Annotated in this window: 26 protein-coding genes and 1 tRNA gene; 15 read left to right on the top strand and 12 right to left on the bottom strand. The window is 70.2% G+C overall.

Annotated features, from left to right (window positions below; genetic code table 11):
- Positions 1-2: 2 nt before the first annotated feature.
- From C8E96_RS09645 to nth, 3 genes are read right to left on the bottom strand one after another with little or no spacing between them, the layout of a single operon-like run.
- Complete coding sequence (locus C8E96_RS09645; RefSeq protein WP_091380080.1) at positions 3-692, bottom strand: NUDIX hydrolase; 690 nt, start codon at positions 690-692, stop codon at positions 3-5.
- Entirely contained in the window at positions 689-1,279 is a 591-nt protein-coding gene (locus C8E96_RS09640) for a TlpA disulfide reductase family protein (protein ID WP_091380083.1), read from the bottom strand. Before C8E96_RS09640 ends, C8E96_RS09645 begins: the two co-directional genes overlap by 4 nt.
- Entirely contained in the window at positions 1,276-1,992 is a 717-nt protein-coding gene (gene nth, locus C8E96_RS09635; protein WP_194957349.1) for an endonuclease III, read from the bottom strand. Before nth ends, C8E96_RS09640 begins: the two co-directional genes overlap by 4 nt.
- A 188-nt stretch (positions 1,993-2,180) precedes the next feature.
- Here nth and C8E96_RS09630 point away from each other — a divergent pair, with 188 nt between their 5' ends.
- The 4 genes from C8E96_RS09630 (at position 2,181) to dnaN (ending at position 6,046) form a co-directional block, all read left to right on the top strand.
- A complete protein-coding gene (locus C8E96_RS09630) occupies positions 2,181-2,432 on the top strand; it encodes a hypothetical protein (protein ID WP_091380583.1) in 252 nt (83 codons plus the stop codon).
- A gap of 156 nt (positions 2,433-2,588) precedes the next feature.
- Positions 2,589-3,263: a Crp/Fnr family transcriptional regulator gene (locus C8E96_RS09625; protein WP_091380091.1), complete on the top strand. Its 675-nt coding sequence runs from the start codon at positions 2,589-2,591 to the stop codon at positions 3,261-3,263.
- Positions 3,264-3,653: 390 nt separating this feature from the next.
- Positions 3,654-4,895, top strand: a complete 1,242-nt coding sequence (locus tag C8E96_RS09620; RefSeq protein WP_091380093.1) for an MFS transporter — start codon at positions 3,654-3,656, stop codon at positions 4,893-4,895.
- 53 nt (positions 4,896-4,948) lie between these two features.
- On the top strand, positions 4,949-6,046 hold the full coding sequence (dnaN, locus tag C8E96_RS09615; protein ID WP_091380095.1) for a DNA polymerase III subunit beta: 1,098 nt from the start codon (positions 4,949-4,951) through the stop codon (positions 6,044-6,046).
- 447 nt (positions 6,047-6,493) lie between these two features.
- Here the strand turns inward: dnaN and C8E96_RS09610 are convergent, their stop codons facing one another.
- Together C8E96_RS09610 and C8E96_RS09605 are read right to left on the bottom strand one after the other, a co-directional pair.
- A complete protein-coding gene (locus tag C8E96_RS09610) occupies positions 6,494-7,285 on the bottom strand; it encodes an MBL fold metallo-hydrolase (protein ID WP_091380099.1) in 792 nt (263 codons plus the stop codon).
- A complete protein-coding gene (locus tag C8E96_RS09605; RefSeq protein WP_228770113.1) occupies positions 7,282-8,103 on the bottom strand; it encodes an NUDIX hydrolase in 822 nt (273 codons plus the stop codon). The genes C8E96_RS09610 and C8E96_RS09605 overlap by 4 nt, the downstream gene beginning before the upstream one ends.
- Positions 8,104-9,066: 963 nt before the next feature.
- On the opposite strand from C8E96_RS09605, the gene C8E96_RS09600 reads away from it, so the two are divergent.
- Positions 9,067-9,810, top strand: a complete 744-nt coding sequence (locus C8E96_RS09600; protein WP_166657935.1) for a peptidoglycan-binding protein — start codon at positions 9,067-9,069, stop codon at positions 9,808-9,810.
- An 88-nt stretch (positions 9,811-9,898) separates the two neighbouring features.
- On the top strand, positions 9,899-10,771 hold the full coding sequence (locus tag C8E96_RS09595; protein ID WP_091380108.1) for a Gfo/Idh/MocA family protein: 873 nt from the start codon (positions 9,899-9,901) through the stop codon (positions 10,769-10,771).
- On the opposite strand, the gene C8E96_RS09590 is transcribed toward C8E96_RS09595, so the two are convergent.
- The 4 genes from C8E96_RS09590 to C8E96_RS09575 are packed head-to-tail and all read right to left on the bottom strand — an operon-like array spanning position 10,768 to position 12,922.
- The gene (locus C8E96_RS09590; RefSeq protein ID WP_133794301.1) at positions 10,768-11,682 is read right to left on the bottom strand and encodes a hypothetical protein; all 915 of its coding nucleotides are present in this window, start codon (positions 11,680-11,682) and stop codon (positions 10,768-10,770) included. The two genes, C8E96_RS09595 and C8E96_RS09590, sit on opposite strands and share 4 nt — an antisense overlap.
- 24 nt (positions 11,683-11,706) lie before the next feature.
- Entirely contained in the window at positions 11,707-12,312 is a 606-nt protein-coding gene (locus tag C8E96_RS09585; RefSeq protein ID WP_091380113.1) for a hypothetical protein, read from the bottom strand.
- Complete coding sequence (locus C8E96_RS09580; protein WP_091380115.1) at positions 12,309-12,764, bottom strand: RidA family protein; 456 nt, start codon at positions 12,762-12,764, stop codon at positions 12,309-12,311. The genes C8E96_RS09585 and C8E96_RS09580 overlap by 4 nt, the downstream gene beginning before the upstream one ends.
- A complete protein-coding gene (locus tag C8E96_RS09575) occupies positions 12,764-12,922 on the bottom strand; it encodes a DUF4177 domain-containing protein (protein ID WP_091380118.1) in 159 nt (52 codons plus the stop codon). Before C8E96_RS09575 ends, C8E96_RS09580 begins: the two co-directional genes overlap by 1 nt.
- Positions 12,923-12,971: 49 nt before the next feature.
- Here C8E96_RS09575 and C8E96_RS09570 point away from each other — a divergent pair, with 49 nt between their 5' ends.
- The 3 genes from C8E96_RS09570 to C8E96_RS09560 are packed head-to-tail and all read left to right on the top strand — an operon-like array spanning position 12,972 to position 15,425.
- On the top strand, positions 12,972-13,220 hold the full coding sequence (locus C8E96_RS09570; protein ID WP_091380121.1) for a hypothetical protein: 249 nt from the start codon (positions 12,972-12,974) through the stop codon (positions 13,218-13,220).
- Positions 13,221-13,263: 43 nt separating this feature from the next.
- Complete coding sequence (locus C8E96_RS09565) at positions 13,264-14,268, top strand: ArsA-related P-loop ATPase (RefSeq protein WP_091380124.1); 1,005 nt, start codon at positions 13,264-13,266, stop codon at positions 14,266-14,268.
- Positions 14,265-15,425 (top strand): ArsA family ATPase, encoded by a 1,161-nt coding sequence (locus tag C8E96_RS09560; protein ID WP_091380127.1) that lies wholly within the window; start codon positions 14,265-14,267, stop codon positions 15,423-15,425. The genes C8E96_RS09565 and C8E96_RS09560 overlap by 4 nt, the downstream gene beginning before the upstream one ends.
- Here C8E96_RS09560 and C8E96_RS09555 read toward each other — a convergent pair.
- Positions 15,383-15,697 carry a WhiB family transcriptional regulator gene (locus C8E96_RS09555; protein ID WP_091380130.1) on the bottom strand — a complete coding sequence of 105 codons (315 nt, stop codon included), beginning with the start codon at positions 15,695-15,697 and terminating at the stop codon, positions 15,383-15,385. The two genes, C8E96_RS09560 and C8E96_RS09555, sit on opposite strands and share 43 nt — an antisense overlap.
- Before the next feature lie 268 nt (positions 15,698-15,965).
- Here C8E96_RS09555 and C8E96_RS09550 point away from each other — a divergent pair, with 268 nt between their 5' ends.
- On the top strand, positions 15,966-18,461 hold the full coding sequence (locus tag C8E96_RS09550; RefSeq protein WP_166657934.1) for a penicillin-binding protein: 2,496 nt from the start codon (positions 15,966-15,968) through the stop codon (positions 18,459-18,461).
- 888 nt (positions 18,462-19,349) lie between these two features.
- Here C8E96_RS09550 and C8E96_RS09545 read toward each other — a convergent pair.
- The gene (locus C8E96_RS09545; RefSeq protein ID WP_091380134.1) at positions 19,350-19,820 is read right to left on the bottom strand and encodes a GatB/YqeY domain-containing protein; all 471 of its coding nucleotides are present in this window, start codon (positions 19,818-19,820) and stop codon (positions 19,350-19,352) included.
- 90 nt (positions 19,821-19,910) lie between these two features.
- Between C8E96_RS09545 and C8E96_RS09540 the strand changes: the two genes are divergently transcribed.
- The 5 genes from C8E96_RS09540 (at position 19,911) to C8E96_RS33935 (ending at position 22,984) form a co-directional block, all read left to right on the top strand.
- On the top strand, positions 19,911-20,855 hold the full coding sequence (locus C8E96_RS09540; RefSeq protein ID WP_091380588.1) for a metallophosphoesterase: 945 nt from the start codon (positions 19,911-19,913) through the stop codon (positions 20,853-20,855).
- Between the two features lie 17 nt (positions 20,856-20,872).
- A tRNA-Pro gene (locus C8E96_RS09535) sits at positions 20,873-20,946 on the top strand.
- Positions 20,947-21,080: 134 nt separating this feature from the next.
- Positions 21,081-21,962 (top strand): AraC family transcriptional regulator, encoded by an 882-nt coding sequence (locus C8E96_RS09530; protein ID WP_091380138.1) that lies wholly within the window; start codon positions 21,081-21,083, stop codon positions 21,960-21,962.
- Positions 21,963-21,990: 28 nt separating this feature from the next.
- Positions 21,991-22,323, top strand: a complete 333-nt coding sequence (locus tag C8E96_RS09525; RefSeq protein ID WP_091380142.1) for a hypothetical protein — start codon at positions 21,991-21,993, stop codon at positions 22,321-22,323.
- 28 nt (positions 22,324-22,351) lie between these two features.
- Entirely contained in the window at positions 22,352-22,984 is a 633-nt protein-coding gene (locus C8E96_RS33935) for a hypothetical protein (protein ID WP_228770090.1), read from the top strand.
- A gap of 38 nt (positions 22,985-23,022) precedes the next feature.
- On the opposite strand, the gene C8E96_RS09510 is transcribed toward C8E96_RS33935, so the two are convergent.
- Positions 23,023-23,607: a hypothetical protein gene (locus tag C8E96_RS09510; protein WP_091380145.1), complete on the bottom strand. Its 585-nt coding sequence runs from the start codon at positions 23,605-23,607 to the stop codon at positions 23,023-23,025.
- Positions 23,608-23,620 lie beyond the last annotated feature (13 nt).

Below are 23,620 nucleotides of genomic sequence, written 5' to 3'. Positions count from 1 at the left end.
CCTCAGACCTCCGCGCCTCGGTTACCGGTGGAGCGCCACGCTACGTCAAGGTCACGGACGTCCGCGGCATCCCATGGCTGTTCCCAGCCGCCCACCGCGAGCAGCAGCGTGAGCAGGCCCGCGGTGAAACCCCACACCAGCATGTCCGGCACCGCGAAACCCGGCCCGACATACCCCGACGGGTGCTTCACCATGAACCGGTTGGCCGGATCGGCCAGGTGTGAGATCGGCACCCTGGCCACGGCCTGCGTCTCCGCCGGGTCGACGGCCCACACCCGGCTCGGCTTCTCCCAGTACCCGATCACCGGCGTCACATGGAAACGCGACACCGGGATGTGCAGCGACGGCAGCAGCGCGACCGGCCGCACCCCGGACGGGTCCACGCCGGTCTCCTCGATGGCCTCGCGCAGCGCGGTGGCCACCGGGCCGTCGTCCTCGGGCTCGGTCTTGCCGCCGGGGAAGGCGACCTGGCCGGAGTGCTTGTCGTCGCCGGTCGCGCGCAGCTGTAAGAGCACGTCAGGGCCCCGCTCGGGGTCCTCGCCCAGCAGGATCAGCACGGCGGCGTCGCGGGCGGTCGCGTCCGGCGGCGAGAACCGCCGCCACATGTCCGGGTCGAGGTCGGCGGTGGCGGCGACGAGCGGGGCGAGCCAGTCCGGCAGTTCGGCCGGGTCGACCAGCGGTCCGTGGGTCATCGGGCGCCTCCGAGGTAGCGGGTGACGGCGCCGCGCACGTCGTCGACCGACCGCAGCAGCCGCGGGTCGGAGATGAACGTCACGGTCCCGTCCGCGGAGATCAGGTAGCTCGCGGGCAGCGCGGCGGGGATTTTCAGGCCGCGTTCGACCGAGCCGTCTGTGTCCAGCAGGTTGGGGAACGTGACGTCGAGGTCTCGCAGGAGACCTAGAGCGTCGCCGGTAGGGCTCTTTATCGCGAGGCCGACAACGGCGATGGCGTCCGTGCCCGCCGCGTACTCGGCGAGGACCGGAAGTTCCTCCCGGCACGGCTGACACCACGTCGCCCAGACGTTGAGCAGCACCGGACGGCCCGCGAGCACCCCGGCGACCTCGACCCTGGAGCCGTCGGCCAGGCATTCCGCTGTGATCCCGCGCACCGATTCCGGCCCGCCCACGGCGGTCGCGCAGGGCATGAGCGCGGCCTCGGCCCGCGCCGATGTCAGATCCGGACCCGGCGGGAGAGGCTTCGGGGCGTCACCGCGCGGCCAGAGGGCGACGACCCCCGCGACCAGGAGGATCACCGCGACCAGCGCCCAGCGCGACTTCACTCGCTCGGCTTCCCGGGCCGGTAGCCGTCGCGGGTGCGCTCGGCCAGGGCGATCAGGTGCTCGGCCTCCACGCCCTTCACGAGTTTCGCCGCCTGCTCCGGCTCCGTCGGGCCCTCGCCGTAGGACGGACAGTCGCGGAACAGCAGGCAGGCGCCGCACGCGGGCTTGCGGGCGTGGCAGACCCGGCGGCCGTGGAAGATCACCCAGTGCGACAGCATGGTCCAGTCTTTGCGCGGGACCAGCGCGCCGATCGCGTGCTCGACCTTGACCGGGTCTTCCTCCTCGGTCCACTTCCAGCGGCGCACCAGCCTGCCGAAGTGGGTGTCCACCGTGATGCCGGGCACGTCGAAGGCGTTCCCGAGGATCACGTTGGCGGTCTTGCGGCCGATGCCGGGCAGCTTCACCAGGTCGTCGAGCCTGCCGGGCACCTCGCCGCCGAAGTCCTCGACGAGGGCGGCGCCGAGACCCATCAGCGAGTTCGCCTTGTTCCGGTAGAAACCGGTCGGCCGGATCATCTCCTCCAGCTCAGCGCGGTCGGCGCCGGCGTAATCGGCGGCCGTGCGGTACTTCGCGAAGAGGGCGGGGGTGGTCAGGTTGACCCGCACGTCGGTGCACTGGGCGGACAGGATCGTCGCCACCGCCAGCTCCAGCGGGGTGGTGAAGTCCAGCTCACAGTGCGCGTCGGGGTAGCCCTCGGCCAGGGCGCGGGTCATCCGGCGGGCGCGGCGGGTCAACGAGAGACTGGTTTCCGCCTCCGCGGCGGCGGCAGCACGGGGCGGGCGTCGGGTGGTCGGAGGCACCTCGTTAGCCTACGGGCCGTCGGACAACCCGAAATGTGCCCCAGACGTCTACGCATCAGACCATCGAGAATCTTCAACGACAGACGAGGATCGACGACACCATGGCAGTCTGGTTCGTGTTCGTAGTGCCCCTGGTGATCATGTTTTTCGCGCTGTTCATGGAACGCGTGGAAACCCGTCTTCGCCATGTCGCGGTCCAAGAGACCGATGTCGAGGAGTTCCTGGAGTCCGCCCGGCCCGACGAGGTCCGTGCGCTCTATGGCCACGGCATCGGCCGCGCGCTGGAGCTGTTCCGGCTGCGTAGGGTCGGTGGGCGCGCCGCGAAGCTGCGCGGTCGCAAGGGCGGGGCATAGGCGCTAGGGTCATCCAACTGGGCGATCATTTGCCCGCCGAACGCGCGACCCGCGCTGTCGGCGAGCCGTCAGGGCAAACCTGGCGAACGCCCTACACTGTAAGCGTGATCGGCGTCGCATCGATGCGGCGGCCGAGGTGGATACAGGAGGACCGAGGTGGATGAGACCCTGGCCCGTGCGGGCATCTTCCAAGGGGTCGAGCCGGCCGCGGCGGAAGCGCTCGCACAGACGCTCGAAGCCGTGGAGTTCCCCCGGGGACACGTGATCTTCGCCGAAGGCGAGCCCGGCGACCGGCTGTACATCATCCAGTCCGGCAAGGTGAAGCTCGGGCGGAAGTCTCCGGACGGCCGCGAGAACCTGCTCGGGATCTTCGGACCGTCCGACATGTTCGGCGAGCTGTCGATTTTCGACCCGGGCCCGCGCACGTCGACGGCGACCACAGTCACCGAAGTACGCGCGGTGACGATGGACCGACCGGCGCTTCGCCAGTGGATCGGCACCCGACCGGAGATCGCCGAGCAGCTGCTCCGAGTGATCGCCCGACGGCTGCGGCGGACCAACGGCATGCTGGCCGACCTCATCTTCACGGATGTGCCCGGCCGCGTCGCCAAGGCGTTGCTGCAGCTCGCACAGCGTTTCGGCAGCCAGGAAGCCGGGCTGCTGCGCGTCACGCACGACCTGACGCAGGAGGAGATCGCCCAGTACGTCGGCGCCTCCCGCGAAACCGTCAACAAGGCGCTCGCCGACTTCGCCCACCGCGGCTGGCTGCGGCTCGAAGGCAAGAGCGTGCTGATTCTCGACCCCGAGCGGCTCGCCCGCCGGGCTCGCTGACAGACGAATAAAGAGGCGAGAGGTCGGGCGCCGCCCCCGACGCGGCGCACCGACCTCTCGCAAGTGCGCGAACCATCCCCCGACGGTCCACGCTCCCCGCCCTCCGGGCTAGGCCCCGAACCCGTGTGCCGGAGGGAAATCGTGGTATTCAGTTGGCGTATCGCGCTCCGCCAGTTGGGTGTAACGCCCTACACACAAACCATCGCAAATCTCTGGCGCTGAGCTCAAGGGGTATCACCCTCAAGGACTCCGATCGCCGGGTTTCGTTGCGCGAGTTCGCACGGAACACCCTTTACCGTTATTCAAACGAGACCTACCACCAAACCTGGTGTCTCAAACCACCCAATATTTACTGGTACGGCCGTACCAGAGTGGGGCATACTGGTACGCATGTCCCACTCCGCCGGTTTCGCCGACTACCGCACGGCCCTGACGACCCCAGGAGCGCGCGGTCCGGTGCTGTCGGCCCTGGTCGGCAGGTTGCCGATCGCGATGATGGGCCTTTCGCTGCTGCTCTATGTCCAGCGCTCCACCGGGTCGTTCGCCATCGCGGGCCTTGTCTCGGCGGGTTCGCTGATCGGTGTGGCCGTCGGGTCGGTGACCCAGGGCCGGATCATGGACCGGGTCGGCCCCTCGCGCCCGCTGCTGGTCGCAGCGGCCGTGTTCGCGGTGTTCACCACCGTGGCCATCCTGGCGGTCGAGGCGCACGCCCCCACGTTCCTGCTGGTCATCCTCGGTTTCGCCGTCGGCGCCACCGAGCCGATGATCGGTTCGGCGTCCCGGGCGAACTGGACCCGGCTGCTGCCCGCGGGCCCCGCCCGAAACGCGGCGTTCGCCTATGAGGCGATCAGCATGGAGGTCTTCTTCATCCTCGGCCCGGCCCTGGCCGGCGTGCTGCTCGCGGCTCCATGGGCGGGGACCGGCGTGGTCGCGGGTGCCGCCTGCATGATCGTCGGCGGCACGTCGTTCGCGCTGATGCCGACCGTGCGCCACTTCCGGCCGAACCGGGCCGACCGCGGCGACCACGGCATGCTCGGCGCCCTGGCCTCCCCGGGCATGCGCACCGTGGCCCTGGCCGCGATGGGCTTCGGCGCGACCATCGGCTTCATCGAGGTCGCGGTCCCGGCCGCCGCCACGACCGCGGGCAACCCGCCGGCCGGTGGGTTCCTGCTCGGACTGTGGTCGATCAGCTCGGTCATCTTCGGCGTGCTCTACGGAATCCGCCCATGGCCGCGGGCGATGTCGCTGCGGCTGCCGGTGCTCCTCGGCGGGTTCGCGGTGCTCGTGGCCTTCCTCGCGATACCGACAACCCTGGTGTGGCTCGGCGCGGCGCTGCTGGTGGCGGGCATGCTCGTCACGCCGCAGGCCACCGCCCACTCGGCGGCGCTCGAACTGGTCGCGCCGAAGGGCACGGTCACGGAGGCGTTCGGCTGGGTGATCACCGCGGTGACCCTCGGCCTGGCGCTCGGGCAGTCGGTGAGCGGGTACCTCGTCGAACACGTCAGCGTGGCGTCGTCGTACTTGGGCGCCAGCGTCGTCGGCCTGCTTTTCGCCGCCGTCGTCTACGCCCGACGGGGCACCGTCGTGGACGTGAACGCGCAGGTCAAGGCCAAGGAACCCGCGCTCGTCTGACCACCTGTGGACAACTTTTCGCGCCTGTCGGTGGATCGAGCTACGGTCGCTTCATGGACTTGACGATCACCACAGCGAAGCTCGCCGCGGCCGCCGCCGACGTCGTCCGGCTGGTGCCGGGCAAGCTGATCGACCCGGTGCTCGGCGGCTTACTGCTCACCGCCGACGCCCGGGGTGTGGTGCTCGCCGCCAACGACCGCGAACGAACCGCCCGCATCAGTTGCGACGCGCTGGTGCACACCGAGGGGCAGGTGCTGGTCCCGGCCAAACCGCTGGCGGAGACGCTGCGGGCGCTGGACCAACAGCAGGTCCGGCTGGTCGTCGAGGGCGCCCGCCTCGCCATCCGCGCGGAGGGCGCCCGCTTCGCCCTGCCGCTGCTCGACGTGGACCTGCACCCCGGCGTCGCCGAGCCGCCCGCCCCGAGCGGCTCGGTGTCGGCGGCGGTGTTCGCCTCGGCCCTGTCCACGGTCGCCACCACAGCCGCCCGCGACGAGGCGCTGCCGATCTTCACCGGCGTCCGGGTGCGGTCGGAGGGCGACAAGCTGGTGCTGAGGGCCACGGACCGATACCGAATGGCCATCGCCACGATCCCGTGGAACCCGGGCCCGTCGACGATCGACGCCCTCATCCCGGCCACCCTGCTGGCGGAGATCGGCAAGCAGGTGGTGGGCGAGGTGTCGATCGGCTTCGACGCCAACCGGCTGTCGCTGGCCTGGGAAGACATGGTCGTGACCACGGCGGTGCTGGACGGCACCTACCTGTCGGAGTCCAAGCTCGCCCTGTCCGACTTCGACACCAACGTCGAAGCCGACGCCGACGCACTCGCCGGCGCCACCCGCCGAGTCGCCCTCTACACCGACGCCCGCGGCGTGATCTCCCTCGAAGTCGGCGACAGCGAGGTGCGCTTGCGCACCGCGGACCGCCAAACCGGCGAAGCGGAGGAATCCGTCAAAGCCACCGTCGACGGCGGCCGAACCAGCCCGTCCTACCAGGCCCGCTACCTGATCGACGCCTTACGCCCGTTCGCAGGCAAGCGGATCCAGTTGGCGATCCAGCCCGGGATGCGGGCGACGGTCGTGACGGCTGTGGAGGGTGGGGAGGTGGAGCTGCGGTACATCATCATGCCGATGCTTCCGCCGAAGACCGGCTGATCCCTGCTCTTCCCGCTCTTCCCGCTCTTCCCGCCAGGCAATCTCGACCTGCAGCCGGAGGTCGGCGATTTCCTTGCAGGATAAGCAGGTTGGCGCCTGTTTGGTCGGAGCCGCCATCCCCAGCCACGCCGGATCGCAAGGGGCAGTGCCGAACGGCCTACCTGGGTGGTGACCGCCATCCCGATCACCCTGGATCGCAACGGGCCGAACCCATCGGTCTGTCTCCGCGACTCGGGCGACCACCCCGAACCGCAAGGAGCCGAACCCGACGGCCTGTTTGGGTGGTTCGCCTTGATTTGGGGCAAATGGGGCTAAACTCGCGGTGCGGGTGGGTTTCACTTGCCCCGCCTTTTGACCCGCACAGCCCCATTTGGAGGGGCCCCAAATCAAGGCGAACCACCCAAACAGGCACCAAAACGCTTATCTAGCAACGGGAATCCCCGTCGATCAGGCTGAATCCGTGCGGCGCAGGTATTCCAACTGTGCCTGGACAGACCACTCCGCCGCAGGCCACAAGGACTGATCGACGTCCGCGTAAACGATTTCCACTACCTGTCGAGGAGTTGCCGCTGGTCCCAGAGTTCGCAAGGCCGCCCGGATCTGGTCCAGGCGCACTTCCCGATGTGCCAGGTACTCGCCCGCGATGGCCGCCAGGTCGGGCAGGTCCGGTCCGTGCCCTGGTAGCACCACACCCCGCCGGTTCTTGAGGAGCCGCAAGGAGTCCAGGTACTGGCCGAGGTCGCCGTCCGGTGGTGCGATGACGGTCGTGCCGCGCCCCAGCACGGTGTCGCCGGTCAGCATCGCCGACTGTCCATTGTGGTCAATGGCGAGGCAGATCGAGTCGGCCGTGTGGCCAGGGGTGTGGATGACTTCCAGGCCCAGTCCCGCCAACGCCAGTTCTTCGCCGTCGACGAGAGGACCTTCGCCAAGACACAATTCACGGTCGAACGCCCGCACGGGTGCGTCCGCGTGGCGGGCCAGCCACGAGGCGCCCTGGACGTGGTCGGCGTGGTGGTGGGTGATGAGGATGGCCTCGATCCTGCCCGCTGCCTCCAACACGCGGGTCAGGTGTGGCTCGTCCTCGTAACCCGGGTCGACCACCACGCAACCCTCTGCGCCGGGGGCGCGGAGTAGCCAGGTGTTCGTCCCGTCGAGGGTCATCGCGCTGGGGTTGTCTTCCAGCAGTACCGAGGCGAAGGGCATGACCTGTCGAACGACGCCGTAGGCGGGGTGGCTCATTCGGCGACCCCGTACGCCGGGTCTCCTGGTAGCACCACGCGGACCTGGGTGCCGTCACGGACGACCTTGGGGATGATCTTGTCGACGGCACGTTCGGCGGCCATCGCGGAGGCGACCGTCGCGTGTTCGTCGAGGTCGGCGAGGGTCACCCAGGTGGGCGGGAGCAGGCCACGGCGGCCTTCCGCCCAGTCGCGCAGGGCCTCCGACGGGAGCTGCCAGGCGACGTCCTCGGCCTCGGTGGTGTCGCCGTCGGCGTGCTGGCCCACCGGCATGGCGGCGAGGAAGAAGCGGGTGTCGTAGCGGCGGGGCTCCTCGACGGGGGTGACCCAGTTCGCCCAGGGGCGCAGCAGGTCGGCGCGCAGGACGAGGTTGTTGTCGGCGAGGAACTGGGCGAAGGAGTACTTGCGGTCGACCAGGTGCTGCCGGGCGTCGTGGAAGGGGCGCGCGTCGGAGACGACGCTGCCCGCGTCCGGGCCTGCCAGCAGGACACCGGACTCCTCGAACGTCTCCCGCACCGCGGCGCAGACGAGGGCGCGCGCCATCGACGGCGAGCACCCGAATCGCTCGGCCCACCACGCCGGGTCCGGCCCGTGCCAGGCGACGGAGGCGTCCGCGTCGCGTGGGTCGACGCCGCCGCCGGGGAACACCGTCATGCCGCCGGCGAAGGCCATCCCGACCACGCGACGCAGCAGGAAGGCCTCCAGGCCGGGCTCGCCGTCGCGGACCAGGATCACGGTCGCGGCGTCCTTCGGGACGACCGGCGGGTCGGGCGGCTCGGCGGGGACGAACCCCTCCGGCAGCACCAGTTCCTTGGGCAGCTCACGCACGCCCCGACCCTACGCGGTCAGCGCCGCGCCGGACTGTGCCACCGGCCACGCGCCGGGCGACTCCACGCGGTGCCCACGGCCACGCCCGCCACCGGACCCGCCAGCCAGATCCGCCCGGCCACACCCGACACCCCACGCCAGACCCACCCGGCCACACCGGACCCGCCCAGCCACACCCGACACCCCACGCCAGACCCACCCGGCCACACCGGACCCGCCCAGCCACACCCGACACCCCACACCAGACCCACCCGGCCACACCGGACCCGCCCAGCCACACCCGACACCCCACACCAGACCCACCCGGCCACACCGGACCCGCCCAGCCACACCCGACACCCCACACCAGACCCACCCGGCCACACCGGACCCGCCCAGCCACACCCGACACCCCACACCAGACCCACCCGGCCACACCGGACCCGCCCAGCCACACCCGACACCCCACACCAGACCCACCCGGCCACACCGGACCCGCCCAGCCACACCCGACACCCCACACCAGACCCACCCGGCCACACCGGACCCGCCCAGCCACACCCGACACCCCACACCAGACCCACCCGGCCACACCGGACCCGCCCAGCCACACCCGACACCCCACACCAGACCCACCCGGCCACACCGGACCCGCCCAGCCACACCCGACACCCCACACCAGACCCACCCGGCCACACCGGACCCGCCCAGCCACACCCGACACCCCACACCAGACCCACCCGGCCACACCGGACCCGCCCAGCCACACCCGACACCCCACACCAGACCCACCCGGCCACACCGGACCCGCCCAGCCACACCCGACACCCCACACCAGACCCACCCGGCCACACCGGACCCGCCCAGCCACACCCGACACCCCACACCCACACCTCCACGCGTGTCCGCACGGCCGAACCGATGACTGCCCGGAAGGGCATTACCACCGGCGCCGACCTGCCCGACCCTGGACACATGGCTGGCGAAATCCTTCTGCGCACGGGGTCAACCGAGTCGGACTGGGTGACCTACCTTCAACAGCTCCTCCGCAACGAGGGCTACTGGGACGGCGACGACACCGGGGTGTTCGACGAGGCCCTCGAGGCCGCCGTCCGTAGTTACCAGACCGCGATGAACATGCAGGTCGACGGCATCGTCGGCCGACAGACCTGGGGCGGGCTGCGTGACCACGTGTCCCTCCCACCCGGCGAGCCGGACCCGGAAGGCACCGAGCCGACCGGTGACGGAACCACCACCGGCTGGGAGCCGGGCGAGGTCGACCACGCGGTCACCTACATCGCCCAACAGAGCCAGGAAACCTGCTGGGCCGCGTGCCTGGCGATGATCGTCAACTACCGCGACGGCTCGAACTTCGACGACCACACCCTGTGCGACCACGTCGGTCTGCCCAGGGACGGCGCGACGGTGTCCGAGGTCGACACGGCGCTCGCGCAGCTCGACATGTTCCTGGTGGCCCCCGCCTGCTACACCCCCGAGGGCTGGCTGCAGCTGCTCGACAACGGCCCCAAGGGCATCATCGTCCCCGGCGCGCCGTGGCACCGCATCGTCATCGCCGGCGCCAAGACCGACGGGACGGCGGAAGGCACGTGGCTGCACGTGCTCGACCCGGACGACACCGAGAGCTGGCAGAGCTACGAGGACGTGGAAACCCGGTTCGAGGCGGGCTCCCCCAGGTCGAACAACATCTTCGGATATTGAGCAGGTAGCGGCAGGCCGCAGCTGAGACCTGCGGCCTACCGCCACGACCACCTTCGCGCGGTATAGACCACTCCGGCAAGATGGCGGCATGGGCGACAGCGTTTTGCGAGTCGGGTTGGTCGGGGCCGGGCCATGGGCGACGGCGGTGCACGCTCCGGGCATCGCCGCGCACCCAAGCACCGAGTTGGCGGCGGTGTGGGCGCGGCGACCGGAGGCGGCGGCCGACCTGGGCGCCCCGGTCGTCGCGGACTTCGACGAACTGCTGTCCACTGTGGACGCAGTGGCTTTCGCCGTCCCGCCCGCCATCCAGGCCGAGATGGCGATCAAGGCAGCGAACGCGGGCAAGCACGTCATCCTCGAGAAGCCGATCGCCGACTCCGTCGAGACCGCGGAACGCCTCGTCGACGCCGTCGAGAAGGCGGGCGTGGCGTCGATGGTCGTCTTCATCCGCCGGTTCGCCCCGGAGACCATCCAGTGGCTCGATGACGTCCAAGGGCAGACCTGGGCGGGCGGCAACGCGCGGTGGCTGTCCGGGGCGCTGCTGGGCGGCAGGTACTCGGGGTCGGCCTGGCGGCACGCCGGGGGCGCGCTCATCGACGTCGGCCCGCACGTCTTCGACCTGCTCGACGCCGCCCTCGGGCCCGTCGTCGAGGTCGTCGCCGCCCACCATGGCGCGGCCGACCTCTGGACCGTCGTCCTGGGCCACGAAAGCGGCGCGACCAGCACGTCGACCCTGTCGATGTTCATGCCGGTCGACCCCACGGTCACCGACGTGTCGGTTTACGGCGACGGCGGATACCGCGAGCTGGGCGGCCGCGCGAGCAGCGCCCAGGACGCCTACGCCGCGCTGCTCGACGACTTCACCGGCATGGTCCGCGACCGCCGCGCCGAGCATCCGCTGAACGTCCACAGGGGACTCATGATTCAGCGGCTGCTCGCCGCGGTGACCAAGAAGCTCTAGCTCTTTTCCTTCTGCTGCAACGGAACACCGTTGACCAGGGTCGACCGGTTGGCTTCCTGCCAGTCGTAGGACTCGCTCGACTTCCAGCCTGGCTTGTCGCCGCCCTCGCGCCGGGCGAGTTCCTCCTGCAGTTCGCGCAGCAGGGTCAGTTCCTGGTCGTCGTCGGCCTCGCCGTCGCTCGCCTGGGGAATCCAGGGCTCCGGCGTGGCAACTGGCTTGGTGTCGGCGGTGGCCCGCTCTTTCCACGCCTTCGTGACCGGCGGCTTGGACGACGTGCGCTCCAGCGGAACCGACGTCGCGTAGCGCATCGCCGAGTGGTGGTAGTCGCTGGATTCCGTGCTGTCGCGCAGAACCTCGACCGACGCGGTCAGCCCCGCGCGGCGCAGCGCGTGCTCGACGCGGTACGCGGTGGCCGGGCCGGAGCCGGTCGGGCCGATCCGGATCAGCACGATCCGGTGCGGCACCGGGCCGGACGCGGCGCCCGCGGGCGTCAGCCGCCAGACCGCCCACACCGCGCGGATGTCGGGGAGGACGTCGAGGACCTGGATCGTCGCCTCGGCGACCCCCTGGTCGGCGCCGACGCCGCCGATCTTGCCCGCGGAGAACTTGTGGGTCGTGCTGACCGCGGTCTCGATCAGCTCGATCCGCTCGACCACCGCCGGGTCGCAGTGCGCCGCCACCATCAGCTCGGTCAGCTCATCGCGCTCGACCCGGGTGACCGGGATCGGACCCGCCGCCAGCGAGCCGACGATCAGCTCCAGCGCCCGGTCGACTTCGGTGGAGGCGAGCAGTTCGCGGGCGTCGGCCAAGGCGTCGTCGTCGAGCCTGCCCGCGAGGGACAACAAAAGATCATGGACGCGGACCGGGAGTGTCACTCCCGCCCATCCGGCACCAGCGGCGACCTTCGTCACGATGGACCCCTCCACGTAGTCGGGCTAGCTCGGGACTAAGTGCCCCTTGGCCACCAGCGGTTCCGAGGCCGCGTAGGCGGCCTCGTGGTACGCGGGCATCTCGAGGTCGTCCGGCAGGACCTCGACGGCCGGTTCGTAGGTCCCGAGGGCCCGCAGCACCCGCTGCAGTTCCCCGGTGAGCCGGGCCGCGTCACCGGTGGTGATGACCAGGACGACCCTGGTCGCCGCACCGCCCCCGGCCCGGTCGCGCCGCCACGCCGACCGCGCCTCGACCACGTCGGGCCGACCGCGCAGCATCGCCATGAGGACGACCGCGACCGAGTCGCCCATGCTCACCCATTCGGGCGACTCCGCAGAGAAGGTGTAGTCGACATCGTCGACTTCGTCTACCCACGAGACCGCATTGAGCCGTTCGCCGTCCGCGCCGGACGGCAGCAGCGCGCTGTTGATCAGCGTGAACTCGGCCGGTGTGATCGCGACCCGTTCCCGCAGCAGGGTCAGCGGCAGAGCGCGCGCGACCGCGTCGAGCGAGTCGCTGGCCAGCCAGTCGCGCAGCCGCCAGAGTTCCCGGTCGCCGAGTCGGCCTGCGAGCCGCAGCAGCAGCTCGTGGCACTCGGCCGCCGCGCTCACGCGACCTCGACGATCAGCTCGACCTCGACCGGCACGCCCAGCGGCAGCTCGGCGACCCCGACGGCCGAACGCGCGTGCCGCCCGGCGTCACCGAAGATCTCCGCCAGCACGTCGGACGCGCCGTTGATCACACCGGGCTGGCCGGTGAAGCCCTCGGCGGAGGCGACGAACCCGACGACCTTGACGACCCTCGTCACCGCGTCGAGCCCGATGAAGCCGTCGATCGCGGCCAGCGCGTTGAGCGCGCAGATCCGGGCGAGTTCGGCGCCGAACTCAGGGCTGATGTCGGCGCCCACCTTGCCGGTGGCCACGACCTCACCGTCGACGATCGGCACCTGGCCCGAGGTGTAGACCAGCGAGCCCGTGCGCACGGCCGGGAGGTAGGACCCCGCGGGCGCGGGCACCTTGGGCAGTTCGATCCCCAGTTCGGCGAGTCGGTCGCGCACGCTCATCAGGCCCCCTTGGGACGCTTGAGGTAGGCGACCATCTGCTCACCGGTCGGCCCGGGGACGACGCTCACCAGCTCCCAGCCGTCCTCGCCCCACTGGTCGAGGATCTGCTTGGTCGCGTGGATCAACAGTGGCACCGTGGCGTACTCCCACTTCGTCATGGGCGGCAGCCTAGAACAGCTTCATACAGTTGATGGGTACGGTTGCGAAGTGGAGACCTGGCGTGTGCTCGCGACCGCCCTGCTCGGCGCGGGCGGAATCGTCTTGTTGCTGGTCACGATGGCCAAGGTGCGCGAACGCACCGGCTCCGCGGGAAGCGTCGCGATCGCGGGCGCGATCTGCGTCACTGTCCTGGCGTTGCTCTGTGTGCTGACGCTGACGGTGCTCGCGCCGCCCGTGGCCTGGGGCGTCGTGATCGTCGTCGGGATCGCGGGCTGCGCGATGCTGCTCGTCGGCTGACCGGTCGGGCGGGTGCGCCCGGCGGGCAATTACGCTGAATGGCGTGACTACACCCGTCGTCGGCTGGACAGAGGAAGTCGCCCGCGCCCGACTGCACGTGGTCACGGGCAAGGGCGGCACCGGCAAGACCACCCTCGCCGCGGCGCTCGCGCTGGCCATCGCGTCGGCGGGCAAGCGGGTGCTGCTGGTCGAGGTCGAGGGCAGGCAGGGCATCGCCCAGCTCTTCGACACCCAGCCACTGCCGTACTCCGAGGAGCGGGTCGCCCTGACCGCGGCGGGCGGGGAAGTCAAGGCGCTGCACATCGACGTCGAGGCGGCGCTGCTCGAATACCTGGGGATGTTCTACAACCTGGGTTTCGCGGGCCGCACGCTCAGCCGTATGGGCGCGATCGAGTTCGCCACCACCCTGGCGCCGGGCCTGCGCGACGTGCTGCTCACCGGCAAGATCAAGGAGTGCGTGACACGCACCGACGACCACGGCAGGCACGTCTATGACGCGGTCGTGCTCGACGCGCCGCCGACCGGCCGGATCGTGAAGTTCCTCGACGTCACCAAGGCCATGGCCGACTTGGCGAAGGTCGGCCCGATCAAGGGGCAGAGCGACGGCGTGATCCGGCTGCTGCACTCCGGCGACACCGCCATCCACCTGGTCACCCTGCTGGAGGAGATGCCGGTGCGGGAGACCGTCGAGGCCGTCGAGGAACTCGACGACGCCGACCTGCGCCCCGGCGCGATCATGGTCAACCGGGTCCGGCCGCCGCGGCTGCCCGCCCGCTCGGTCACCGCCGCCGCCGACGGCCGGGTCGACGCGACCAGGGTGCGCAACGGGCTCATGTCGGCGGGGCTGAAGCTCTCCGCCGAGGACATCGACGGGTTGGTCGAGGAAACCGTGGAACACGCCATCAGGGTCCAGGCCGAACAGAGCGCGCGCGCTCAACTCGCGGAGGTCGACCTGCTCGCCGTCGAGCTGCCAGAACTCGTCGACGGTGTCGACACGGCCGCGCTGTACGAGCTGGCCGAGGCCCTCGTCGACCAAGGCGTCCGATGAGCGGCCTCGACGTCGACGCGCTGATCGACGACCCCGCGACCCACGTCATCGTCTGCTGCGGCTCCGGAGGCGTCGGCAAGACGACGACCGCCGCCGCGATCGCCGTGCGCGCGGCCGAGCGCGGCCGCAAGGCCGTGGTGCTGACGATCGACCCCGCGCGAAGGCTGGCCCAGGCGCTGGGCCTCAAGGAACTGGGCAACACCCCGAAGTCGGTGTCCGTCGACGGCTTCGAGCCCGCGGGCGAACTGAGCGCCATGATGCTCGACATGCGCCGGACGTTCGACGACATGGTGCTGGCGCACGCGGGCGAGAAGCGGGCGCAGGAAGTCCTCAAGAACCCGTTCTACAAGACGATCTCCACGTCGTTCTCCGGCACGCAGGAGTACATGGCGATGGAGAAGCTCGGCCAGCTCGCCGGCGAGGCGCAGTGGGACCTGATCATCGTCGACACCCCGCCGTCGCGGTCCGCGCTGGACTTCCTCGACGCGCCGCAGCGGCTGTCGACCGCGCTCGACGGGCGCATGATCAAGCTGCTGACCGGGCCCGCCCGGGCGGGCGGCTGGGGTCTGCGCAAGGTCGTCAGCGCCGGGTTCGGCCTGTTCGCGAAGGCTGTGTCCACGATCGTGGGCGGTCAGCTGCTGGCCGACGCGTCCGCGTTCGTGCAGGCGTTCGACGGCATGTTCGGCGGCTTCCGCGAGCGCGCGCAGAAGACCTACGAGCTGCTGCGGTCGGAGGGCACGGCGTTCGTCGTGGTCGCCGCGCCCGAACCGGACGCGCTGCGCGAGGCCAGCTACTTCGTCGAGCGGCTGGCCGCCGAGTCGATGCCGCTGGCCGGGCTGGTCGTCAACCGGACCCACCCGGTGCTCACCGCGCTGTCCGCGCCGAAGGCGATCGCCGCGGCCGACAGCCTGGAGTCGGCCGGTGAGGCCCCTCTGGCCGCGGCCGTGCTGCGGCTGCACGCCGACCGGGTGGCGCTGGCGCAGCGGGAGCGTCGACTGATCTCCCGCTTCACCAAGGCACACCCGGCGGTCGCGCTGGTCCACGTGCCCGCGATGCCCGCCGACGTGCACGACCTGGATGGCCTGCGCCGGATCGGGACGAGCCTGGCCGGAGATCAGCCGACGCGGACGTCTTCTTCCTCGTCGTCGAAGGAGTGACTCCGCCGCGCGTTGTCCAGCAGGTCGCGCCAGGACAGCACGTCCGGCCGACGGCGTAGCAGCGCCCGGCGTTCCCGCTCGGTCATGCCGCCCCACACGCCGAATTCGATGCGGTTGTCCAGCGCCTCCGCGAGGCACTCGGTCCGCACCGGACACGCGATACACACCAGTTTGGCCTTGCGCTGCTCGGCGCCGCGGACGAACAGACCGTCCGGATCCTCGTCACGGCACGTCGCGCGAACTCGCCAGTCGACCTTGGTTTCGAGATGCATAGCCCCCACCCCTGTCGTCGTCGCGACCCTGAACCGAATACCCCCCGGTACCGGTTGCGTCCCAGCCCGTGGGCTGTTCTGCCTGTCGTGAGACGTTGACGAACCTTAGTAGGTATCGGTTCCATCGAAAACATCGGGGAGACGTGCGTTACCTAATTTGATGAACTCGCAACCTCCCGAGGTGAGAGAATCCCGCGCCCCCGCGAGTTATCCACAGGCGCGCGTCGTCTCACGGTGAGCCGACCGCCAGGCGCGTACGCTGACCCATGTGCGTTTGGGAGACAGCCTGCTGAAACTTCTCGGTCTCTGCCTGCTCGCCGGTGTGCTCGTGGCCGGGATGCTGTTCCCTGTCATGGGGGCACTCGGGGTGGTGTCGAACCGAGCCAGTGACACGATCGACAGTGTGTCGGCCGACCTTGTCGCGACCGACCCACCGCTGATCACCACGATCACCGACAGCGCGGGGGCGCCGATCGCGTCCCTGTTCGACCAGTACCGGATCCCGGTCACCCCGGATCAGATCTCGCCGACCATGAAGGCGGCGCTGGTCTCGATCGAGGACCGCCGGTTCTACCAACACAACGGTGTCGACTGGAAGGGCACCATCCGCGCCGCCGTGTCGAACCAAACCGGCGGCGACGTGCAGGGCGCGTCCACGCTGACCCAGCAGTACGTGAAGAACTACCTGATCAACGTGGTCAACCGGGGCAACAAGACCGAGCAGTCCAAGGCCCAGGAGCAGACCATCGCGCGCAAGCTGCGCGAGGCGCGGATCGCGATCCAGCTCGAGCAGAAGATGAGCAAGGAAGACATCCTCACCGGCTACCTCAACGTGGTCGAGTTCGCCTACGAGGTCTACGGCATCGGCGCCGCGTCGAGCGCCTACTTCGGCACCACGCCGGACAAGCTCTCGGTCGCCCAGGCCGCCCTGCTCGCCGGCGCGGTGAACAACCCGGTCCTCTACAACCCGTGGCGCAAGCCGACGGAGACGCTCGCCCGGCGCAACGTCGTGATCGACAAGATGGTCGAGAACGAGAAGCTCTCCCCCGACGCCGCCGAGGCCGCGAAGAAGGAAGCCCTGGGGATCCTCCCCGCCCCGAAGAAGCCCGCCGCGAACTGCGTCGGCGCCGGACCGGAGTACGGCTTCTACTGCCAGTACGTCTACGAGTACCTGCAGAAGCTCGGCTTCACCCAGGACCAGATCCAGACCGGCGGCTACACGATCAAGACCAGCTTCGACGCCCGCGCCACCCAGCTGGCGAAGGCGGCGGCGGAGGCCCAGGTCCCGAAGACGCAGCCGGGTATCGCGAACACGATGGCGATGGTGCGGCCCGGCAAGGAACGCCATCAGGTCATCGCCCTGGTCGCCAACCGTGACTACGGCCTGGACCAGGCGAAAGGCCAGACGACCTACGGTCTGCCGAGCCGGATCGCCAACAAGTTCGGCGCCGGGTCCATCTACAAGATCTTCACCGCCGCGGCCTACCTGGAGAAGGGCGGCGGCATCATGAACCTGATCGATGTGCCGTTCAAGCACGTCTCCGGCGTCTTCCGCGGTGGCGGCAAGAGCTGTCCGGCGACCGGGCAGCCGAACACCCGCTGGTACTGCGTGGAGAACGCGGGCCCGAACTACCCGTCCAAGATGACCTTGCAGGACGCCCTGGCCACGTCGCCGAACACCGGGTTCGTCATCCTCGAGGAGCGCGTCGGGATGGGCCCGGTCGTCGACATGGCGAGCAGGCTCGGCCTGCGCGACACCATGCAGGCCAGCCTGGCCGGCGTCGACCCGGACCCGAACGGCAAGCGGGCCGAGGTCAAGCTGAGCCAGTCCGACTTCTTCAAGCCGAAGCCCAACAGCCCCGGTGAGGGTTCGTTCACCCTGGGCCCGGGCCCGCTGAGCACCCTGGAGCTGGCCAACGTCGGCGCCACCATCATGAGCGGCGGCGTCTGGTGTCCGCCGACGCCGCTGGTCGAGGTGCTCGACCGGGACGGCAAGAAGATCGAGATCAACGAGCAGCCGTGTGAGCAGGCCGTGGCGGAGCCGCTGGCCAACACGCTCGCGCACGGGCTCGGCAAGGACCACGAGGGCAGCGGCACCGCCCGCACCGCCGCGGGTCAGGTCGGCTGGAACCGGCCGATGATCGGCAAGACCGGCACCACCCAGGACCACAAGTCGGCGGGCTTCGTCGGCGCCACCCCGCAGCTCGCGGCGGCTGTGCTGACCTTCAACGACAGCCCCCGCCCACAGGGCATCTGCGACGGCGACCCCCCGCGGCTGTGCGGCGGCGGCGGCAACATCTACGGCGGCCGGGTTCCCGCCCGCACCTGGTTCAACACGATGTCGAAGGTCCTGGAGGGGCAACCCGCTCTCGGTCTGCCCCCAGCGGACCAGCGGTACCTCGATGGCGGCCCGGAGATCAAGGTCCCCGACGTCATCGGCAAGACCCAGGAAGAGGCGACGGGCATCCTGCAGAACGCGGGCTACCAGGTGACCGCGAAGACCCGCAACGACGCCGCCAAGAAGGGCACCGTCGTCGGCCAGTCACCCCGCGGGGCCGCCCTTGCGGGCGAGATGATCACCATCTTCGTGAGCTCGGGCTACGTCCCACCACCCAAGACCTCGGACGCCCCGCCCCCGCCGTCGGAGACCCCACCGGGCAGCGGCCCAGGCCTACCGCCACCACCAGGCGGCCCCGGAACCGGGCCACCAGGCAATGGCGGGGGCAACGGGCCACCGATCACCATCGGACCGGTTGATCCATGACAACGCTGGGCCGCTATCCCTGTCGGGGATAGCGGCCCAGCGTCATTTCCAACCTCGTGAGGCACGCCCGCACCAGCGAAGAACCACCCACCTGCGGCGACCGCAATCCCCCACGCCACAACTCCACGGGCCTGCCAGCCCACCCGGCTGGGCGACCCGGCTGGCAGGCGCCGACCGAATCGATGGCCAGCCCCGTCACCCCGGCCGACCTACCCCTGCCACCCCGTGCACCTGATCCACCGACCGTCCAGCCGGTCGACCCGACCAAACCGAATGGCCCGCCCCAGCCAACCCGGCCACCCCACGCGCCTGCCCCACCGAACACCAGCCGGTCCACCCGACCGAACCATCCGCCCAGCCAGCCCGGTCGGCCCGGTCGCCCCGGTCGCCCCGGTCGGCCCGGTCGCCCCGGTCGGCCCGGCACACGCGCCGGATCACAGGCCGTCCAGCCGGTCGACCGACCGAGCCGTCCGCCCACCCAGCCGACCCACCCCAACCAGCCCCCGCGCCTGCACACAGACCGCCCAGCCGGTCGACCCGACCGAACCCATCGCCCACCCAGCCCAACTCGATCGGCCCACCCCGGCCACCCCACGCGCCTGATCACAGACCGTCCCGCCGGTAACCGGCCGAACCGATCGCCCGCCTAGGCAGCCCGCTCGGTCCGCCCGAACCGATCGCCGCCTAACCAGCCTCGTAAGTCCGCCGCTTGTCCTGCCAGCGCAACCGGCCCGCTGCCCTTACTGATCCACTGACCTACCACCTGCCCAACCTGCCGAGCCCAACCAGCCGACCCGACCAGCCCGGGCTGGTCACACGGCCGCCGGAAACACTCTGGGCCGCTATCCCAGCGAGGGATAGCGGCCCAGAGTCGTTCGGTTCGCCCGCTCAGCCTGTGAGCTTGGCCTTCACCGCGGCGGCCACCCGGCCGCCATCGGCGCGGCCGGCGACCTTGGCGTTGGCAGCCTTCATGACCTGGCCCATCTGCTTCGGGCCGGGCGCCGAGCCCAGCTGCTCTGTGACTTCAGCCACAGCGTCGGACACCAGCCCGGCGAGTTCGGCGTCGTCGAGTTGCTTGGGGAGGTAGGCGGCGAGTACCTCCGCCTCGTCGAGTTCGGCCTGGGCCGACTCCGCGCGGCCGGCGCCCGCGAAGGCCTCCGCGGCTTCCTTGCGCTTCTTCAGTTCGCGGGCCAGGACCTTCAGGACCTCTTCGTCGGTGAGTTCCCTGGCCGAGTCGCCCGCGACCTCCTCGGTGGTGATCGCGGCGAGGGCCATCCGCAGGGAGGCCGTTCGGGTCTTCTCGCGGCCCTTCATCGCGGCGGTCAGGTCCGCCTGCAACCGGTTCTTGAGCTCAGCCATGACGAGAACCCTACTGGCCGCACAAACGCAATACCCGGCACGCACACCGCGCCCCGTACCCTCGTTGGCGTGAGTGACCTAGCCACGACCCTGCGCCGCATCGCCGTCGGCACGACCGCCCTGGGCGCCGCCACCCTCGCGTACGCCGCGGGATACGAACGGACCCGCTGGACGCTGCGGGAGGCGACCCTGCCGGTCCTGGCCGAGGGCTCCCGCCCGCTGCGCGTGCTGCACATCTCCGACCTGCACATGATGCCCGGGCAGAAGTCGAAGCAGGCGTGGGTCGCCGAGCTGGACAGCCTCAACCCGGACCTGGTCGTCAACACCGGCGACAACCTCGCGCACAAGCAGGCCGTTCCCGCCGTGATCCGGGCGCTGAACCCGCTGCTCAACCGGCCTGGGCTGTTCGTCTTCGGCAGCAACGACTACTACGCGCCCAAGCCGAAGAACCCCGCGCGGTACCTGTTCCCCTCGGACAAGCGCATCCACGGCATCTCCCTCCCCTGGCGCGACCTGCGCGCCGCCATGCTTGAGCGTGGCTGGCACGACCTCACCCACACACGCACCCGCCTGACCATCGACGGCCGCCTCATCGCCGCCGCCGGCGTCGACGACCCCCACCTCAAGCGCGACCGCTACGACGAGATCGCAGGCCGCCCCGACCGGACGGCCACCCTCCGGCTGGGCGTCACCCACTCCCCGGAGCCGCGCGTCCTCGACCGCTTCGCCGAGGACGGCTACGACCTCGTCCTGGCCGGCCACACCCACGGCGGCCAGCTCCGCATCCCCGGCTACGGCGCCCTGGTGACCAACTGCGAACTCGACCGCTCCCGGGCCCGCGGCTCGTCGCGCTGGGGCGCGCACACCTGGCTGCACGTGTCCGCCGGCATGGGCACTTCCCCTTACGCCCCAGTGCGTTTCGCCTGCCCGCCGGAGGCGAGCCTGCTGACCCTCGTCCCCCGCACCACCGGCGGCGATCCGGCCCGCGAGGGCACAAGGGGAGCCCGATTCGGAGCCCGCGCGAAGGTTCGCTAGACTTCATTCGTCGCACTCGGGGTGTGGCGCAGTTTGGTAGCGTGCTTCGTTCGGGACGAAGAGGTCGCAGGTTCAAATCCTGTCACCCCGACGCACATCAGGCCCTGTCCATTGGACAGGGCCTGATCTTGTTTCCGGGTGATCAATCGCCTGATCGGATCGGATCGCGGCGGTCGGGCGCGGGTGGGGTGGGTTGCGCCAGAGTCGACGTCGAAAGGGGGCCGCATGATCTCGGCACTCAACCGGCTGGTCGATCTGGTCGAGGAGCGTCTCGGCGAGGAGTTCGACATCGCCGGGTTGGCCAGGACGCTCGGCACGACGGAGTACCACCTGCGCCGGATGTTCTCGTCGTTGGCCGGTATGCCGCTGTCGGAGTACGTGCGCAGGCGCCGCATGACCGCGGCCGCCGCCGACGTCGTCCGGGGTGTGGACGATCTGCTGAGCATCGCCGTCCGGCACGGATATGGCTCGACGGAGGCGTTCGGCCGTGCGTTCCGGGCGGTCCACGGCGCCGCGCCGAGTGACGTCCGCCGCGACGGTGGCCCCCTTCGTACGCAACCGCAGCTCAGGTTCCGCCTGACCGTCGAAGGGACTACCCCCATGGACACCCGCATCGTCGACCGCCCCGCGTTCCGGCTCGTCGGACACGCCGCCCGGGTTCCGCTCATCCACGAGGGCGTCAACCCGCACATCCAGCGGCACATCGCCGGACTGCCTCAGGAGGCGCACCTGCGGTTGAAGGCCCTCAGCGAGGGCGAACCGGCCGGCCTGCTGCAGGTCAGCGACGACCTCGACCCCGACGCCACCGAGGGCAGCGAACTGACCTACCTGCACGGGGTCGCCGTCTCCCAGGACACCCCGGCCCCCGGGGACCTCGACGCCATCGAGGTGCCGGCAGGCAGGTGGGCGGTCTTCCACACCGCGGGGCCGCACCCGCAGACCCTGCAGAACACCTGGGCCGCGACCGCCACCGAGTGGTTCCCGTCGAACCCGTGGCGGCTGCGGCCGGGCCCCTCGATCGTCGCGGTCCTCGAACGCGCGGACGACTTCAGCACCGCCACGTGCGAGCTGTGGCTACCCATCGAACCGGTTCCAGCACTTGCGTGAATGACGGCCAGGACCAACGCTTGCGCTCGTGACTGACTCCGCGATGTCCCGCCTGCGCGAGCAGGCCGACGCAGGCGACCGGGACGCTGTCGACGAGTTGATCCAGCTCGCCGGTGAACTTGGGGACATGGCTGAGTTGCGCAGGCTCGCCGACGCCGGCTACTCCGACGCGGCCGACGAACTGGTCCAACTCGCCGAGGAACGCGGTGACCTGGATGAGCTCAGGCGCCTGGCGGATGGTGGCAGTTCCGACGCGGCCGATCTGCTGATCGAACTGGGCGACTTGAACGACTTGCGCAGGCTCGCCGCCGGCGGCAACTCCACGGCCGCGGAGCAGCTACAAGAGCTCACCGACGAGTGAAGCGCAGGGGTTCGCCTAGTCTCGCCGGGTGCCGCAGACCGAATGTCCCGACGCGCTCGTCCATCCCGAGCTATTCGCGATCTTGGAAAGTGCGCTGGGCGACCGATCGGGCGAAGGCGAGGCGGCGAAGGTTCTGGTCAATATCGCGCTGCGGTGCGATGACCTTCGGTTCATCGAACACTGTTGTCTGACATTGGGAACGCGAGCGGTGGTGGGAAGTCCGCTGCTTGGGCTGGCCGGTCTCTGCTTGGGCCACGCGGCCCGACGCTTCGGCAGCCTGAGCGAGGCATCGGTCGCACTCGTCGGAGCCCTCGCTTGCCGCGCGGAGGCGGATCCGGCCGACGTCGACACCCGGGTCCTGGATGGGCGGGACGACATGCGGAGCTTCCTGAGCCGCGCGAGGTGGTCGGTGATGACCGGTGCCGAGCTCCTCGTCCTGCGGGAGCGGGCCGACGCGGGCGATGAGACAGCCGTCGAAAACTTGGTCGCGCGCGCCGCCGAGTTGGGCGATGTGGACGACTTGCGGAGGTTCGCCGACAAGGGCATCGCGGCGGCTGCCGAGCGGCTGATCGAACTCGCCTACTGGCGCGAAGACCTCGACGAATTGCGGCGGTTCGCCGACAACGGCTACTCCAGCGCGGTCGATTACCTGGCTGAATGATCAGGCCCTGTCCGCGTGGACAGGGCCTGATCACGTCCCTACAAAGCGGCGCGCAAATGGGAGGCGAAAGCGCTTGCCGACGCCGTCAACCAGGCGTCCACCGAGGCCAGGTTTACGTTGCGGGCCAGGCGGTGTTCCTTCCCCCGCCGCACGTCCACCATCAGTGCCGATCCCCCCGGCACCAAGTCGTCCATGCAGATCTGCAAGATCCGCAAAGCCGCGTGGGCGGCGTCCCGTTCCAGGGGTTGTTCCTTGAAGTGGAACATGATCACCTGGTCCCCCGCCGACGACCGGACCGCCAGGTGCGGAACCACCGACAGATCCACGTCCCCCACCCGCAAAGCGCTTGCCCCGCAGCGGATCGGCACCGCCTTCGCCTTGGACCACCAGCCCATGAAGCCGTCGGCGATTTCGGCGAATGCTCGGGGCTGGCCGGTCAGTTCCGCTTGTTCCACCGTGCGTGCCAAGACCGACAGGTCGCCCACCGACACGGCGACCCGGATCGCGTCGAGGATGGGGCGGTAGAACTGGACGTCGCCTGCCACCAACTGGGCGGCGACGATCTCCGTGCGCCTGCGCCGACTGCCCGTCGCGTACTCCGCGAGCGATGTCGTGCTGATCATCGTGGCTCCCCTC

Origin of the sequence: Actinokineospora alba, from assembly GCF_004362515.1 — a bacterium.
Classification (GTDB): Bacteria; Actinomycetota; Actinomycetes; order Mycobacteriales; family Pseudonocardiaceae; genus Actinokineospora; species Actinokineospora alba.
The sequence above is the reverse complement of the archived record's forward strand: the minus strand, read 5'-3'. Positions and strand labels throughout refer to the sequence as shown.

Excerpts from the sequence above, each read along its gene's own strand:
- C8E96_RS09645 (WP_091380080.1), bottom strand. The coding sequence starts at position 692 with ATGACCCACGGACCGCTGGTCGACCCGGCCGAACTGCCGGACTGGCTC.
- nth (WP_194957349.1), bottom strand. The coding sequence starts at position 1,992 with ATGACCCGCGCCCTGGCCGAGGGCTACCCCGACGCGCACTGTGAGCTG.
- C8E96_RS09630 (WP_091380583.1), top strand. The coding sequence starts at position 2,181 with ATGGCAGTCTGGTTCGTGTTCGTAGTGCCCCTGGTGATCATGTTTTTC.
- C8E96_RS09620 (WP_091380093.1), top strand. The coding sequence starts at position 3,654 with ATGTCCCACTCCGCCGGTTTCGCCGACTACCGCACGGCCCTGACGACC.
- dnaN (WP_091380095.1), top strand. The coding sequence starts at position 4,949 with ATGGACTTGACGATCACCACAGCGAAGCTCGCCGCGGCCGCCGCCGAC.
- C8E96_RS09610 (WP_091380099.1), bottom strand. The coding sequence starts at position 7,285 with ATGAGCCACCCCGCCTACGGCGTCGTTCGACAGGTCATGCCCTTCGCC.
- C8E96_RS09600 (WP_166657935.1), top strand. The coding sequence starts at position 9,067 with ATGGCTGGCGAAATCCTTCTGCGCACGGGGTCAACCGAGTCGGACTGG.
- C8E96_RS09595 (WP_091380108.1), top strand. The coding sequence starts at position 9,899 with ATGGGCGACAGCGTTTTGCGAGTCGGGTTGGTCGGGGCCGGGCCATGG.
- C8E96_RS09580 (WP_091380115.1), bottom strand. The coding sequence starts at position 12,764 with ATGAGCGTGCGCGACCGACTCGCCGAACTGGGGATCGAACTGCCCAAG.
- C8E96_RS09575 (WP_091380118.1), bottom strand. The coding sequence starts at position 12,922 with ATGACGAAGTGGGAGTACGCCACGGTGCCACTGTTGATCCACGCGACC.
- C8E96_RS09560 (WP_091380127.1), top strand. The coding sequence starts at position 14,265 with ATGAGCGGCCTCGACGTCGACGCGCTGATCGACGACCCCGCGACCCAC.
- C8E96_RS09555 (WP_091380130.1), bottom strand. The coding sequence starts at position 15,697 with ATGCATCTCGAAACCAAGGTCGACTGGCGAGTTCGCGCGACGTGCCGT.
- C8E96_RS09545 (WP_091380134.1), bottom strand. The coding sequence starts at position 19,820 with ATGGCTGAGCTCAAGAACCGGTTGCAGGCGGACCTGACCGCCGCGATG.
- C8E96_RS09530 (WP_091380138.1), top strand. The coding sequence starts at position 21,081 with ATGATCTCGGCACTCAACCGGCTGGTCGATCTGGTCGAGGAGCGTCTC.
- C8E96_RS09510 (WP_091380145.1), bottom strand. The coding sequence starts at position 23,607 with ATGATCAGCACGACATCGCTCGCGGAGTACGCGACGGGCAGTCGGCGC.